The 13,082-nt window shown below is 67.5% G+C and carries 12 protein-coding genes; 5 read left to right on the forward strand and 7 right to left on the reverse strand.

Annotated elements, in window-relative coordinates:
* Window positions 1-132 precede the first annotated feature (132 nt).
* The 3 genes from ACFVJ3_RS24685 to ACFVJ3_RS24695 all read right to left on the reverse strand — a co-directional run bounded on the left by ACFVJ3_RS24685 (window position 133) and on the right by ACFVJ3_RS24695 (window position 3,811).
* Window positions 133-1,968: an acyl-CoA dehydrogenase gene (locus ACFVJ3_RS24685; RefSeq protein WP_378454544.1), complete on the reverse strand. Its 1,836-nt coding sequence runs from the start codon at window positions 1,966-1,968 to the stop codon at window positions 133-135.
* A gap of 82 nt (window positions 1,969-2,050) precedes the next feature.
* Window positions 2,051-2,674 (reverse strand): class I SAM-dependent methyltransferase, encoded by a 624-nt coding sequence (locus tag ACFVJ3_RS24690; RefSeq protein ID WP_378454545.1) that lies wholly within the window; start codon window positions 2,672-2,674, stop codon window positions 2,051-2,053.
* Between the two features lie 21 nt (window positions 2,675-2,695).
* A complete protein-coding gene (locus ACFVJ3_RS24695) occupies window positions 2,696-3,811 on the reverse strand; it encodes a DUF4185 domain-containing protein (RefSeq protein ID WP_378454546.1) in 1,116 nt (371 codons plus the stop codon).
* Window positions 3,812-4,095: 284 nt separating this feature from the next.
* Between ACFVJ3_RS24695 and ACFVJ3_RS24700 the strand changes: the two genes are divergently transcribed.
* Window positions 4,096-5,115, forward strand: a complete 1,020-nt coding sequence (locus ACFVJ3_RS24700; protein ID WP_378454547.1) for a beta-ketoacyl-ACP synthase III — start codon at window positions 4,096-4,098, stop codon at window positions 5,113-5,115.
* Window positions 5,116-5,149: 34 nt separating this feature from the next.
* Window positions 5,150-5,773, forward strand: a complete 624-nt coding sequence (locus tag ACFVJ3_RS24705; protein ID WP_378454548.1) for a DUF3060 domain-containing protein — start codon at window positions 5,150-5,152, stop codon at window positions 5,771-5,773.
* On the opposite strand, the gene ACFVJ3_RS24710 is transcribed toward ACFVJ3_RS24705, so the two are convergent.
* The 3 genes from ACFVJ3_RS24710 to ACFVJ3_RS24720 all read right to left on the reverse strand — a co-directional run bounded on the left by ACFVJ3_RS24710 (window position 5,774) and on the right by ACFVJ3_RS24720 (window position 9,202).
* Window positions 5,774-6,535 (reverse strand): HNH endonuclease family protein, encoded by a 762-nt coding sequence (locus tag ACFVJ3_RS24710; RefSeq protein WP_378454549.1) that lies wholly within the window; start codon window positions 6,533-6,535, stop codon window positions 5,774-5,776.
* A gap of 74 nt (window positions 6,536-6,609) precedes the next feature.
* Window positions 6,610-7,770, reverse strand: a complete 1,161-nt coding sequence (locus ACFVJ3_RS24715; RefSeq protein ID WP_378454550.1) for an alkaline phosphatase family protein — start codon at window positions 7,768-7,770, stop codon at window positions 6,610-6,612.
* Between the two features lie 73 nt (window positions 7,771-7,843).
* Window positions 7,844-9,202, reverse strand: a complete 1,359-nt coding sequence (locus tag ACFVJ3_RS24720; RefSeq protein WP_378454551.1) for a cytochrome P450 — start codon at window positions 9,200-9,202, stop codon at window positions 7,844-7,846.
* An 87-nt stretch (window positions 9,203-9,289) separates the two neighbouring features.
* Here ACFVJ3_RS24720 and ACFVJ3_RS24725 point away from each other — a divergent pair, with 87 nt between their 5' ends.
* Window positions 9,290-9,907, forward strand: a complete 618-nt coding sequence (locus ACFVJ3_RS24725) for a TetR/AcrR family transcriptional regulator (RefSeq protein WP_378454552.1) — start codon at window positions 9,290-9,292, stop codon at window positions 9,905-9,907.
* Between the two features lie 49 nt (window positions 9,908-9,956).
* The gene (locus ACFVJ3_RS24730) at window positions 9,957-10,886 is read left to right on the forward strand and encodes an alpha/beta fold hydrolase (protein WP_378454553.1); all 930 of its coding nucleotides are present in this window, start codon (window positions 9,957-9,959) and stop codon (window positions 10,884-10,886) included.
* 33 nt (window positions 10,887-10,919) lie between these two features.
* Here the strand turns inward: ACFVJ3_RS24730 and ACFVJ3_RS24735 are convergent, their stop codons facing one another.
* Window positions 10,920-11,693 (reverse strand): VOC family protein, encoded by a 774-nt coding sequence (locus ACFVJ3_RS24735; protein ID WP_378454554.1) that lies wholly within the window; start codon window positions 11,691-11,693, stop codon window positions 10,920-10,922.
* A 99-nt stretch (window positions 11,694-11,792) separates the two neighbouring features.
* Here ACFVJ3_RS24735 and ACFVJ3_RS24740 point away from each other — a divergent pair, with 99 nt between their 5' ends.
* Window positions 11,793-13,079, forward strand: a complete 1,287-nt coding sequence (locus tag ACFVJ3_RS24740; RefSeq protein ID WP_378454555.1) for a lactate 2-monooxygenase — start codon at window positions 11,793-11,795, stop codon at window positions 13,077-13,079.
* Window positions 13,080-13,082: the final 3 nt, after the last annotated feature.

Genomic DNA, 13,082 nt, shown 5'->3' on the forward strand with positions numbered 1-13,082 from the left:
GCTCGCGCACTGCCTGTGGGGGCCGAGAAGATGTGCGTCGACCGAGAAGAAGTGCCGGAGTCCACGTGGTCGGGGCACGAAGAAGCCCGGCGGCCGGGGAAGTACCCTGGCCGCCGGGCGGTGTGAAGCGGATCAGAACGCTGCTTCGTCGAGCTCCATGATGTCGTTGTCGATGTTGGCGACGATGCTGCGGGTGGCGGTCAGCTCCGGCAGGACGTTCTTCGCGAAGAAGGACGCGATGGCGACCTTGCCCTCGTAGAACGCCTTGTCCTTGTCGGAGGCACCCTCGTCGAGGGCCTTGATCGCGATCTCGGACTGGCGGAGGAGCTGCCAGCCGATGAGCAGGTCGCCGACGGACATCAGGAAGCGGACGGAACCGAGGCCGACCTTGTACAGCTCGGACGGCTGCTCCTGCGCACCCATGAGGTACCCGGTGAGGGTGGCGGCCATGGTTTGGACGTCCTCGAGGGCGGTGGCGAGCAGGGCGCGCTCGGCCTTGAGGCGTCCGTTGCCTGCCTCGCTGTCGATGAACTTCTTGACCTCGCCTGCGACGTGGGCGAGTGCCACACCGCGGTCGCGAGCGATTTTGCGGAAGAAGAAGTCCTGCGCCTGGATGGCGGTGGTGCCCTCGTACAGCGAGTCGATCTTGGCGTCGCGGATGTACTGCTCGATCGGGTAGTCCTGCAGGAAGCCGGAGCCACCGAAGGTCTGCAGGCTGTCCGTCAGGTACTGGTACGCCCGCTCGGAGCCGACGCCCTTGACGATGGGGAGCAGCAGGTCGTTGACGCGGAACGCGAGGTCCTTGTCGGCGCCGGACACCAGCTTGGCGGTGGCCTCGTCCTGGTGCGCCGCGGTGTACAGGTACACGGCGCGCAGGCCCTCCGCGTACGCCTTCTGCATGGCGAGGGCGCGACGGACGTCGGGGTGGTGCGTGATGGTGACGCGCGGTGCGGCCTTGTCCGTCATCTGCGTGAGGTCGGCGCCCTGGACGCGTTCCTTCGCGTAGTCGAGGGCGTTGAGGTAGCCGGTGGAGAGGGTGGCGATGGCCTTGGTGCCGACCATCATCCGGGCGTGCTCGATGACGTCGAACATCTGCGCGATGCCGTTGTGGACCTCGCCGACGAGCCAGCCCTGGGCGGGAATGCCGTGGCCGCCGAACGTGACCTCACACGTGGCGGAGACCTTCAGGCCCATCTTGTGCTCGACGTTGGTGACGAAGGCGCCGTTGCGCTCGCCCAATTCGTTGGTCTCGAAGTTGAAGTGCGTCTTCGGGACGAAGAACAGCGACAGTCCCTTGGTGCCGGGGCCTGCGCCCTCGGGGCGGGCCAGAACCAGGTGGAAGATGTTCTCGAACAGGTCGTCGGAGTCGGCGGACGTGATGAACCGCTTGACGCCCTCGATGTGCCAGGAGCCGTCGTCCTGCTTGATGGCCTTGGTGCGGCCTGCGCCGACGTCGGAACCGGCGTCGGGTTCGGTGAGGACCATGGTGGCACCCCAGCCGCGCTCGACGCAGGTGGCGGCCCACTTCTTCTGCTCTTCGGTGCCGTTGTGGAACAGCACGTCCGCGAACGCGGGTCCGGCCTGGTACATGTGCGCGGCCGGCTGGGCGCCGAGGATCAGCTCACCGATGGCCCACACGACGGACCGGGGGACGGGTACGCCGCCGATTTCTTCGGAGAGCCCCATGCGGTACCACTCGGCGTCCCACAGTGCGCGGAACGACTTCTTGAAGGATTCCGGCAGGGTGACGGTGTGGTTCTCGGGGTCGAAGACCGGAGGGTTGCGGTCGGCGTCGGCGAAGGACTCGCCCAGCGGTCCCTCGGCGAGGCGGGCAACTTCGCTGAGCATGTTGCGGACGGTGTCGGCGTCGAGATCGCCCCACACGCCTTCACTCAGCGGCTGCTCGAGACCGAGTACCTCGAAGAGGTTGAACTCCAGGTCGCGGACGTTGCTCTTGTAATGGCCCATGTCTTCTGTCTCTCCCAGTGAGATGGTGCGGTCTATCCGTTAGTACCGCCCAAGTTATTACTCGTCGGTAACATCAGCGATATTACGCCCGATTTACCTGACTGCCAAGACTCGGGCGGTGTGCGACGACGAGCGCGTCGATCGCCGTTCCGGCGTCCGTCTCGCGGAAGCGCCGTTCGGCGACGTCGACGACGAGTCGCCCGTCGAACGAATTCACCACATCGTCTGGCGTGTAAAGGAGTTCAAGGTCCTGGGGACCCCCGACTCCCTGCGACAAGTTAACGGCGTCATGCCCCAAAATCATGAGGATTCCGTCAGGTTTCAGCGCAGATATGGCGCGGTTCACAACCTGCAGACGCTCCTCGGGGGCGAGATGGAGGTAGATCATGAGCACGAGGTCGTACTCGCCGCCGAGGTCCGAATCGGTGACGTCGGCGACGCGGTAGTCGAGCCGTTCCCGGACCGAGCGGGGTGCCTCGGCGGCCACCCGGCGGGCCTTGTCGAGGGCCACGGCCGAGTAGTCGAGCCCCGTCACTTCCCAGCCGCGGGTGGCGAGCCAGTGCGCGTTGCGGCCCTCCCCGCACGCGAGGTCGAGTGCGCGGCCGCGGGGGAGCGAAGTGACCCGCTCGACCACGGCGGCGTTGGGTGGCGCGCCCCACACCAGTTCGCTCTGTGAATACCGTTCGTCCCAGGCAGCTGCATCCATGCCCCGACGCTAGTACGCGGGCTACGGAGTGAGTGTGGTCCGCATGAGGAGCACGTTGTAGTTGTTGTGCACCGTTGTGAGGAAGTAGAGGTCGCGCCCCGACGACCACGGGTGGATGTAGGCGCCGTACGCGGAGGGCAGCTCCCGGGTGTCGACGAGCACCTCCGGTGGGCCCCACGGTCCGGTGACCGACGGTGAGCGGCGCATGACCACCGAGTTGTACTGGTCTGTGGTCAGCAGGATGTATTGACCGAGGTACTCGTTGTACGCGACGGACAATTCGCCGACCCCGCCAGGCATGATCGGCTTGGCGACGTCGGGGTTGCCCTTGATCCACTTGGCGCCGTCGAAGTACTCGTACGCGCCGAGGTCCATGATCTGGGGTTCCGGGACCCGCGCGATGTGGACGAGTCCGCCGCGGCCGGCGGGCGTGCCGTATTGGTAGACGAAGCCGTCGGCCTTGACGAAGGCGCTCATCTGGAAGTTGGCATTGCCACCGACGTTCGGGCGCTGCGTCTCGGGCGCGACGGTCCAGTTCTCGCCGTTGTCCTGTGAGTAGACGAGGCCGGAATAGTTGGTGTCCCACGTTCCCGCCGGTCCCCAGTTCTTCACCGACATCATGCTCAGAACCTGGGTGTTGCCGACGGCGACGCCGGCCGTGGGGATTCGGCTGATCTCGACGAACGGGATCTTCGGACTCGGGACGAGCTCCTTGGACTGGCCGAAGATGTCGCGGGGTGAGCTGTCGAAGTTCATCCCGTCGGAGAGGATGCCGTCGGAGCTGCGGAACAGTGTGCTGCTGCGCCAGGCCCACAGGCTGCCCGACAGCAGGTTGGGCAGCCCGAGCCCGGCGGAGTCGCCGAACGCCGTGAGGACCTGGCCCTGGCCGTTGTCCCACATGACGCCGAGGTCGGTGCCGAGGACGTTGGCGTCCTGGGTTCGGTTCGGACTGAGCATGCCGGTCTGCTGCGCGACCGCCTGGGTGCGTCCGGTGAGGTGTGGAATCCCGTTGGTGCCGTTGAGTCCGGGGATCGGATTGATGGCGTTGGGATTCGCGGCGGCCGGGCCGGCGAATGCGATCAACGTCACGGCTGCGCCGGCGAGCGACGCTGCTGCAAGAGCTCTGGTTCGCTTCACGAAGGACACTCCATCTCTAGCAGCAGGCGGCACGCGTGGCCCGAAGAGACCACTCCCCCTACCGGTGATCAACTGCTGGAAATCGCGAGAAGTCTAACAAGTCTGTTCTTACGAAAGTGTCGGTTTGACCGCACTGTTCGTTTCATGGGCGCCCCCACAGCATCGATGTTACCGACGAGTAACAGGAACCGGTGCTACCCGCTGGGCGGCCGCCGACGTAACGTGTGCTGGCGGCAAGTCCACACTGCGCGTAACCACGCGGGACCTGATGAGGAGATCGATCGATGGGAAAGCAGATTGCCACCGTGGCTGGAGGTCGGCAGTCCGCCCTTCTCGGGCTCGGCGTGTACCGGCCCGAACGGGTCGTCACCAACGACGAGATCTGTGAACTGATCGACTCGAACGACGAGTGGATCCAGTCGCGCTCGGGAATCCGCAACCGGCGGTTCGCGGCGGAGGACGAGAATGTCGTCACGATGTCCATCGCGGCAGGGCGCAAGGCGATCGAAGCGAGCGGGATCGATCCCGAGCAGATCGGGTGTGTCATCGTCGCCACGTCGACGTACCTCCTGCTGACGCCGCCCGCCGCCGCGGTGGTGGCCGACGCGCTGGGCACCAACGGGCCCGGAGCGTTCGATCTCGGCGGTGGTTGTGCCGGCTTCTGCACCGCGCTGACGGTGGCGTCGGATCTGGTTCGCGGCGGATCCGTCGACTACGCCCTCGTGGTGGGTGTCGAGAAGATGAGCATCACCACCGACCCCACCGACCGCGCGACGCGGTTCATCTTCGGTGACGGCGCCGGCGCCGTGGTCGTGGGCAAGAGCGACGTCGCGGGCATCGGTCCGGTGGAGTGGGGTTCGGACGGCGCCCAGGCCGACGCCATCGTGCAGGACCTGGATTGGTACGAATACATCACGACGCCGGGTGCCACGCGTCCGTACATCAAGATGGCCGGTACCGCGGTGTTCCGGTGGGCCGCCTTCGAGATGGGCAAGGTGGCACTGCGGGCGATCGAGAAGGCCGGCATGTCCGTCGACGATCTCGACGCGTTCGTCCCGCACCAGGCCAACTCGCGGATCACCGAGGTGATCGCGCGCAGCATGAAACTCCCCGAGAATGTGCCCGTGTCCGACGACATCGCCGAAAGCGGCAACACGTCGGCGGCGTCCGTGCCGCTCGCGATGGAGGAAATGCTCCAGTCCGGCGCCACCAAGCCCGGCGACACCGCCCTGCTGCTCGCATTCGGTGCCGGGCTGTCCTACGCGGCCCAGGTCGTGACGATGCCGGTACTCGCGAAGAACTGACCCGGTCCCGTCGGGGGCAGGAAAGCAGGGGTCGATGAGCGTCACCCGGCAGTCGGTCACCGTCGCCGTGCTGGTGTCCTGCACCGTGGCCCTCGCGGGCTGCGGCGGCGGGAGCACCGGCGGCGGCAGCACCTCGACGGTGTCCGGCTCTGCGGTGGAACTGAACTCGGGCGGTGACTGCGCCGGCCGCGACGTGATCGTGAACAGGGACGGTGCCGGGGTCGTCCTCGACGGCGAGTGCGGCACCGTCACCATCGAGGCCAACGGCGTCTCGGCGAACGTCGCCATGTCGAACGCGGTCATCGTGCGCGGTCAGGACACCAACGTCGTCGGCGGGCAGACCGGAACGCTCACCATCTCGGGGCGCAGCAACAGTTCCACCATCGACGTCGCCGAGTCGATCGACGTGCAGGGCAACGCCGTGACCGTGCTCGGCAAGCAGGCGGAGCGGATCTCGGTCAGCGGAAGCGGGAACTCCGTGAACGTGGACGACTCCGGTGCGATGACGGTGAGTGGCAACGACAACTTCGTGCGCGCCGTGTCCCTCGACTCCCTCGAACTCACCGGGTCCAACAATTCCGTCGACTGGGATTCCGGTGCGACGGCCCCGGCGGTCGACACGGGATCGGAGAACCGGCTCACCCCACCTGGCGCGTGATCACCGGGCGCCGCAGCTGGTGAGCACTGTGGCCATCGCATCGCGCTCGGGCGGCGTCACCCAGAGTCGGTACGCCACTTTCACTTCCACCTGACGCGCCACGTAGGTGCAGCGGTACGCCGCCAGCGGGGGCAGCCACGTCGACGCGTCGGCATCGCTCTTGCGCTGATTGGTGGGTCCGTCCACCGCCTGCAGGTTGCGGGGATCGTTCGCAAGGTCCGCCCGCGTCTGCGCGTCGAGGAGTTGAGCGCCCTTCTGCCACGCGTCCGACAGTGCCACCACGTGATCGATCTGCACGTCGTCCGACGTCTTCGTCCCGCGGGTGAACGCAATGATGGTGCCCGTGTAGAGGTCCCGTAACGTGCCCGTCTGCACTACGCAGTTGCGGGTGCGGTCCCGTGAGGTGATGTCGACTAGGTCGCGTCGCAGGATGTCGTTGCGGGTGTCGCAGCCGTTGCGTCCGAGTTCGACCGACACGTTGTCGGTCCAGCTGGCGCCGAACAGTTCCCGGTCGTATCCCGTCTTGGGTGCCCGGCCCTTCACCTCGAGGGTGGACAGCTCGGTGAACGCCGTCTGTATCTGTTGTGCGTCGGTGACTTCCGAGGGTGCAGCCGGTTCGGTTCCGGCGGCGAGGGTGTCGTCGGGGTCCGGGGAGAGCATCGCGACAAGTACGACGACGAGCAGCCCGGCGAAGATCCAGGGCCACTTGGTGCGGATGGTCGTGATGATGGAGCCGGTGTTCGGTACCGCAGAGCGGGGCATGAATCTCTCCTGAAATCAACGCTGTTCGTCATTTCTATCAGGAGTTGCCCCGCGGGCCGGTGATCGGCCCGGGTTTACGTCGTGGTGCCCTGCAGCAGGGGAATCAGCAACTCGTCGTCGGTGAGGGCGCCGTGCTGCCCGGGGAGAGCGGACAGCCTCGACTCCGCCTTGCGCCGGACCACCGCGACGCCGCCCTGTGCGATGGCGACGACATCTCCGATGCGGCCCTGCACCTCGGATCGCACGGCCGGCCCGAACAGTCCCGCGGTGACGGCCTCGTCCCTCGTGCCGATCCACATGCGTTGTCCCAGTTCGCTCCTCCACCGGGCGGCGACGTCGTGCCCGGCTCCGGCTCGGGTGTGGACGTGCCTGCACCGCGGTTCGCCGGCGAGCGCCACCACGTCGTCCGACAGGGCGGGAGTGGCGTCGAAGTCGATCTTGTCGGCGTCGTCGACGGTGACCATTCCGTGGTCGGCGGTGACGTAGAGAGTGGTGTCGGGTTGTGCCGCCGCGAGTCCGGCGGCGAGCCTCTCGACGAGCCGGTCGACGAGGGTGACCTGGTGCAGCCAGGATTCGGATCCCGGTCCGTAAATGTGCCCGAGCGTGTCGATTTCGCTGAGGTAGCAGTACGTGAGGGTCCGTTCGCCCGCCTGGGCCGCGGTGACGACGTGCGCGATCAGGTCACCGTACGCGTGTATTCCTGCGAACGTGCCGCCGCGGAGGACGGCGCGGGTGAGCCCGGACCCGTCGAATTTCGCGGGAACCACCGTCGTGCACGTGATACCGGCTGCCGCGGCGCGTTCGAACACGGTCGGTGCGGGCTGGACGACCTCGGGCACCAGCCGGGTCAGTTCGTCGCCCTTGTGGCCTGCGCGCCACGACAACCAGTTGAGCGTGCCGCGAACCTCACGAACGTATGACTGGTAGCCGGTGATGCCGTGATCGCCGGACGGCAACCCCGTGCCGAACGACGCGATACTGGTGGCGGTCGTGGTGGGGAAGCCCGCCCGGATCGGCCGTCCGGTCAGGCTGTCGAGAAACGGGGCGTGTTCGCGGTGGCGGCGCAGCAGTGTCCAGCCGAGTCCGTCTATCAAGAACACCACGGTGTGCCTGCTGTCCGGGAGGTGCAGCCGGTTGGGTTCGCCGGCAACGCCCAGTGAGGCGAGGACGGACGGCATCAGGGCAGACAGCGTGGGCTGCGAATACACGTCGAGCGGGGGCGCCGTAACGGTCATGACTTCCACTATGGTGGATCGGCCCGGCCTGCACTATGGGGTATCGGCTCGGACTGCACCATGCGGTATCGGCTCAGCCGACGCGGTGATACAGGTCCACGGGCTGGCCGTCGGACGGGAACGGCAGCGAGGTGTAGTTGAGGGGTGCGACGTAGCCGGGGCTCACCTGCCAGTCGAATCGCTGCAGCAGGTGGTGCATGACCGTCTTGATCTCGGCGCCCGCGAAGTGCATCCCCAGGCATTTGTGCACGCCGCCGCCGAACGGCTCCCACGCGAACCGGTGAACCTTGTCCTCACGGCGTTCGGGTGCGAACCGTTCGGGGTCGAACCTTTCCGGATCGGGCCAGTACTCGGGCATGTGATGGGTGAAGTGCACGACCACCGACATGTACGTGCCCCGGGGGATGTAGTGGCCGAGTACCTCGGTGTCCTCGACGGCGCGGCGAGCGACCACCGGGACCGGCGGAACGAGGCGCAGGCATTCCTTCATGACGAGGTCGAGGTCGGTCAGTTCGTCGAGTTGACCGTAGGTCGGGGTGGACGTTCCCAGCGCCGCCGACTGCCGCCTGCACCGCTCCTGCCAGTCTGGGTGCTGACCGAGGTACTGCATCATCGTCGACAGCGTGATGGTGGACGTGTCGTGCGCGGCCATCAGCAGGAAGATCATGTGGTTGACGACGTCGTCGTCGCTGAACCGTTGCCCCTCTTCGGATTCGATGTGGCACAGCGCGGAGAACAGGTCGTCGCCGGCACCCCCTCGACGCGCGGGCAGATAGCGGCGGAAGAACTCCTCGAGTCGTGTGCGCCCGTCGATGCCACGCTTCCATCGCGTTCCGGGCAGCGGATACCGCACCACCGACGTGGCGGCCTGCACACAGTCGATGAAGGCCTTGTTGATCTCGGCCATCTCCCGGGGCGTCGACCCCTCGGCGCCGCCCATGAAGATGCTCGTGGCGAGATCGAGTGTCAACTCCTTCAGCGCGGGATACGCGGCGAAGCCCGGGGTGGGCTGCCAGGCGTCGAGCCCCTGCTCGACGGCCGGATGGAGTGCCTCGGTATAGCGCGACAGCCGGTCGCGGGTGAAGGCCTGCTGCATGATTCGCCGGTGGGCGAGGTGTTCGTCGCCGTCGAGGAGCATCAGCCCGCGGTGGAAGAACGGCCCGATCAGCACGCTCCATCCGTCGCTGTTGACGAAGGCCCGGTCCTTGTTCTGCAGCACCGTCTGGCAGCCGTCCGGTCCGAGCACGGTGACCCACCGTTTGCCGGCCATGCTCAGCCACGACACGGGGCCGTAGCGATCCCAGCGACTCTGCAGCAGTCCCATCGGGTCGCGGAAGTAGTCCAGCGAGTGTCCGATGACGGGGAATCCGGCATTGCCCGAGATGGGTTGCAGGGTGCTTTGCGGTGGGGGAGCAGCGAGAACTTTGGGCATCGGCCCTCCTCGTCGGCGTATGTGACAGGACCCTCTGTCAGATGTGTGTAGTGTGCGTCACACCAGTGGGTCTGTCAACATCGAGTCATGAGTCAGCCGGCGCGCCAGTACCGCGGTCGAAGTTCGGAGGAACGGGCCGCGGACCGCCGCGCGCGCCTGCTCGAGGCGGGACTGCAGGTGTTCGGCACCGTCGGCGGCGAGAAGGCGACCATGACCGCGATCTGCGCCGAGGCGAAACTGACGGAACGCTACTTCTACGAGAGCTTCCGCAGCCGGGACGACCTGCTGGTACAGGTGATCGAGGGCATCGCCGCGGAGATCGGGGAGGCCGCGCGGGTCACCCTCCAGACCGTGACCGGCGACCCCGAGGTGCGGGCGCGGGCGGCGATCGCGACGTTCGTCGACATCCTGACGGCGGACCCGCGGAAAGGGCGGGTGTCGATCATCGAATCGGCGGGCGCCGAACCGCTGCGGACGCGACGGCGCGAGTTGTTGCGGGCGTTCGCCTCGCTGGTCGCGGAGGAATCGAAGGAACTCTACGGCGACCGGGCGTGGTCGTCGCCGCAGGACGAGATCACCGCGCTGCTGTTCGTGGGTGGGCTCGCGGAACTCATCACAGCGTGGCTGAACGGCGAGATCGAGGTGTCTCCCGAGCAGATCGTCGATGCCGCGACCTACCAGTTCACGTCCACCGCACACCGCTGAGCGGGTCCCGGTCGGAAACGTGACGGGTATCACGTGCGAAGCTGTGGGCATGGTGGACATCGCACGCCCGCAGTTGGAGGGCACGGTCGCGGTAGGCGAGGGGCGTCGGCTCGGCTTCGCGGAGTTCGGTTCGGCACAGGGCAGGGCGGTGTTCTGGCTGCACGGCACACCCGGAGCGCGTCGTCAGGTGCCGATGGAGGCGCGCGCGTTCGCCGAACGCGAGCACGTCCGGCTGATCGGGATCGACCGGCCGGGGGTCGGATCGTCGACGCCGCACCGCTACGGCGCCGTGATCGACTTCGCCGAAGACCTGCGCACGGTCGCCGACACGCTGGGCATCGACCAGATGGCCGTGGTCGGCCTGTCCGGCGGCGGCCCCTACACGCTGGCCGCGGCGTACGCGATGCCCGACCGCGTGGTCGCGACCGGCATCCTCGGGGGAGTCGCGCCGACGAAGGGTCCCGACGCGATCCGCAGCGGGTTGATGGATCTCGCCGTCCTGGCGGCACCGGTGCTGTCGGCGGGAGGTGTCCCCGTCGGGTTGGCGGCGAGTTCCGTGATCAGGCTGGCGAGGCCGTTCGCGTCGCCGATCATCGACCTGTACGGGCGGCTGTCTCCGGAGGGCGACCGCCGTCTGCTCGCGCGGCCGGAGTTCAAGGCGATGTTCCTCGACGATCTGCTCAACGGCGGCCGCAAGCAGCTCAGTGCACCGTTCGCCGACCTCGTCCTGTTCGCGCGGGACTGGGGATTCCGGGTGAACGCGGTGAAGACCCCGGTGCGGTGGTGGCACGGCGACTGCGACCACATCATTCCGCTCCGGCACGGACAGCACATGGTGTCGCTTCTTCCCGACGCCGAATTCCACACGATGCACGGGGAAAGCCATCTCGGGGGCCTGGGCATGTCGGAGGAGATTCTCCGCGCGCTCCTCGACATCTGGGACGCCAAGGAGGCGCAGGCACCGTTCGGCCCGGCGTGACGGTGGCGCGGTCTGCGCGCCACCGTCACCGGGTCAGGACTGCAGGGTCGTGATCTGGAAGGTGGCGCCGAGGGGGTCGGCGACGGACGCGAGCCGCCCGAATGGCGTGTCCTCGGGTTCGCGCCGGACGCTGCCGCCCAGTTCGGTGACCTTCGCGACGGCTACATCCGTGTCTTCGACGCCGATGTAGAACTGCCAGAACGAGGGGACGCCTTCGGGGAGGAACGAGTCGGCGTCCATGACTCCGGCCACGGTGCGGTCGCCGAGGTTTGCCTGTGAGTACCGGAATTCGTCTGTGTCGCCGAGAGTCTGATAGGTCCAGCCGAACACGTCCGCGTAGAAGGGGAGCGCCGCCGCGTAGTTTCGCGACAGCGTTTCGTGCCAGACGGGCGCGCCGGGTTCGTCCACGAGACCGAAGCCGTCGTGCCCATCGGCCTGCCACACGCCGATGACGGCGCCGGCCGGATCGCCGAGGATGGCCATTGTGCCCTGGTCGCCCACGACCATCGCTGGCATCATCACCTGGCCGCCCGCCTCGGCCGCCTTCGCCGCGGTGGCCTCCGCGTCCTCGGACGCGATGTACGTGGTCCACACGTTGCCGTACGGGTTGCCCTGCTGTTGCGGGCCAAGGCCCGCAATGGGTTTGCCGTTCATGCTGAAGATGGAGTAGCCGCCGTACTGCGGATCGTCGTTGGTGTCGGACCTCCACCCGAACAGCCCGGTGTAGAACGGAATGACCTGTCGTGGGTCGGAACTGGTGAGATCGATCCAGCAGGGAGCGCCGGTGAGGGACGGACGGTCGGGCATCTCGGTCTCCTAGGGCATAGTCGGTGTGGTGCCGGTCACAAACCTACGCGTCCCGCCGACCTGCCGCCGGTCCGCGGTGCGCTGTGGAAGACTCTGCCCATGTCTGCGAGCGAGAACCAGGACAGTCCGGGCCGGGCCCGCCAGAATCTGATCTACCGCGACGGGGTCCTCGGCCGCACACCCTCCGTTCCCACCGACTTCGACACGCTGGAGCGACGTGCGCGGAGGAAGATGAGCGCGAAGGGGTGGGCCTACGTCCACGGCGGCGCGGGGCTGGGTCGCACAATGCAGGCCAACCGCGATGCGTTCGACAAGTGGCAGATCGTTCCCCGGGTGCTGCGCGACGTCTCGAAGCGCGACATCGGGGTCGAGTTGTTCGGGCGCAGGATTCCGGCCCCGGTGCTGCTCGCCCCGGTGGGCGCGGCCGAACTGGCCAGGCCCGAGGCGGATGTGGCGATCGCCGCCGCGGCCGCCGAACTGGGTGTGCCGTACATCTTCTCCAATCAGGGCTGCGCACCGATGGAGGAGAGTGCGGCGGCGATGGGCGACGCGCCACGGTGGTTCCAGCTGTACTGGAGCACCGACGACGATCTCGTCGACAGCCTGCTCCAGCGCGCCGAGAACATTCGTGCGGACGCCGTCGTCGTCACCCTCGACACGACCATGCTCGGCTGGCGCCCGGAAGACCTCAACCTCGGGTCGCTGCCCTTCGCGCAGGGGCAGGGGATCGCGCAGTACACGTCCGATCCGGTGTTCCGCCGAATCGTGCACGAGCGGATCAAGGCCGCCGCCGGCAAGGCGGACGTCGAGGTGACGCTCGGCGCGATCCGGTCATTGGTGTCGATGACCCGGCGCTTCCCGGGCCGATTCCTCGACAACCTGCGGTCGCCGGAACCGCGGGCCGCCGTGGAGACGTTCCTCGACATCTACTCCCGGCCGTCGCTGAGCTGGTCCGATATCGAGACCCTCCGCAGCAGGACGTCGCTGCCGATCCTCCTCAAGGGCGTGCTCCACCCGGACGACGCCAGGCGGGCGCTCGACGCCGGGGTGGACGGCATCGTCGTATCGAATCACGGTGGGCGGCAGGTGGACGGCAGCGTGTCGTCGCTGGACGCCCTCGTGGACATCGCGCCCGTCGTCGACGGCAGGCTGACGCTGCTCCTCGACAGCGGAATCCGCACGGGAGCAGACGTCTTCAAGGCCCTCGCCCTCGGTGCGGATGCGGTGACGCTCGGCCGGCCCCACCTGTACGGCCTGGCCCTCGCAGGTCAGGCCGGTGCGCGGGACGCCACCGCCAACGTGATCGCCGAGTTCGACCTCACGATGGGTCTCAGTGGCCTGACGTCGGTGGCAGAGATCGACCGGGACGCCCTGCGCAGGGCGTAGACG

This window comes from Rhodococcus sp. NPDC127593, from assembly GCF_042671975.1.
Lineage (GTDB): Bacteria > Actinomycetota > Actinomycetes > Mycobacteriales > Mycobacteriaceae > Rhodococcus_F.

What these genes read in the sequence shown, in the direction of transcription:
- ACFVJ3_RS24685 (WP_378454544.1), bottom strand. Translation starts at nt 1,968, where the DNA reads ATGGGCCATTACAAGAGCAACGTCCGCGACCTGGAGTTCAACCTCTTC.
- ACFVJ3_RS24690 (WP_378454545.1), bottom strand. Translation starts at nt 2,674, where the DNA reads ATGGATGCAGCTGCCTGGGACGAACGGTATTCACAGAGCGAACTGGTG.
- ACFVJ3_RS24700 (WP_378454547.1), top strand. Translation starts at nt 4,096, where the DNA reads ATGGGAAAGCAGATTGCCACCGTGGCTGGAGGTCGGCAGTCCGCCCTT.
- ACFVJ3_RS24705 (WP_378454548.1), top strand. Translation starts at nt 5,150, where the DNA reads ATGAGCGTCACCCGGCAGTCGGTCACCGTCGCCGTGCTGGTGTCCTGC.
- ACFVJ3_RS24710 (WP_378454549.1), bottom strand. Translation starts at nt 6,535, where the DNA reads ATGCCCCGCTCTGCGGTACCGAACACCGGCTCCATCATCACGACCATC.
- ACFVJ3_RS24715 (WP_378454550.1), bottom strand. Translation starts at nt 7,770, where the DNA reads ATGACCGTTACGGCGCCCCCGCTCGACGTGTATTCGCAGCCCACGCTG.
- ACFVJ3_RS24720 (WP_378454551.1), bottom strand. Translation starts at nt 9,202, where the DNA reads ATGCCCAAAGTTCTCGCTGCTCCCCCACCGCAAAGCACCCTGCAACCC.
- ACFVJ3_RS24725 (WP_378454552.1), top strand. Translation starts at nt 9,290, where the DNA reads ATGAGTCAGCCGGCGCGCCAGTACCGCGGTCGAAGTTCGGAGGAACGG.
- ACFVJ3_RS24730 (WP_378454553.1), top strand. Translation starts at nt 9,957, where the DNA reads ATGGTGGACATCGCACGCCCGCAGTTGGAGGGCACGGTCGCGGTAGGC.
- ACFVJ3_RS24735 (WP_378454554.1), bottom strand. Translation starts at nt 11,693, where the DNA reads ATGCCCGACCGTCCGTCCCTCACCGGCGCTCCCTGCTGGATCGATCTC.
- ACFVJ3_RS24740 (WP_378454555.1), top strand. Translation starts at nt 11,793, where the DNA reads ATGTCTGCGAGCGAGAACCAGGACAGTCCGGGCCGGGCCCGCCAGAAT.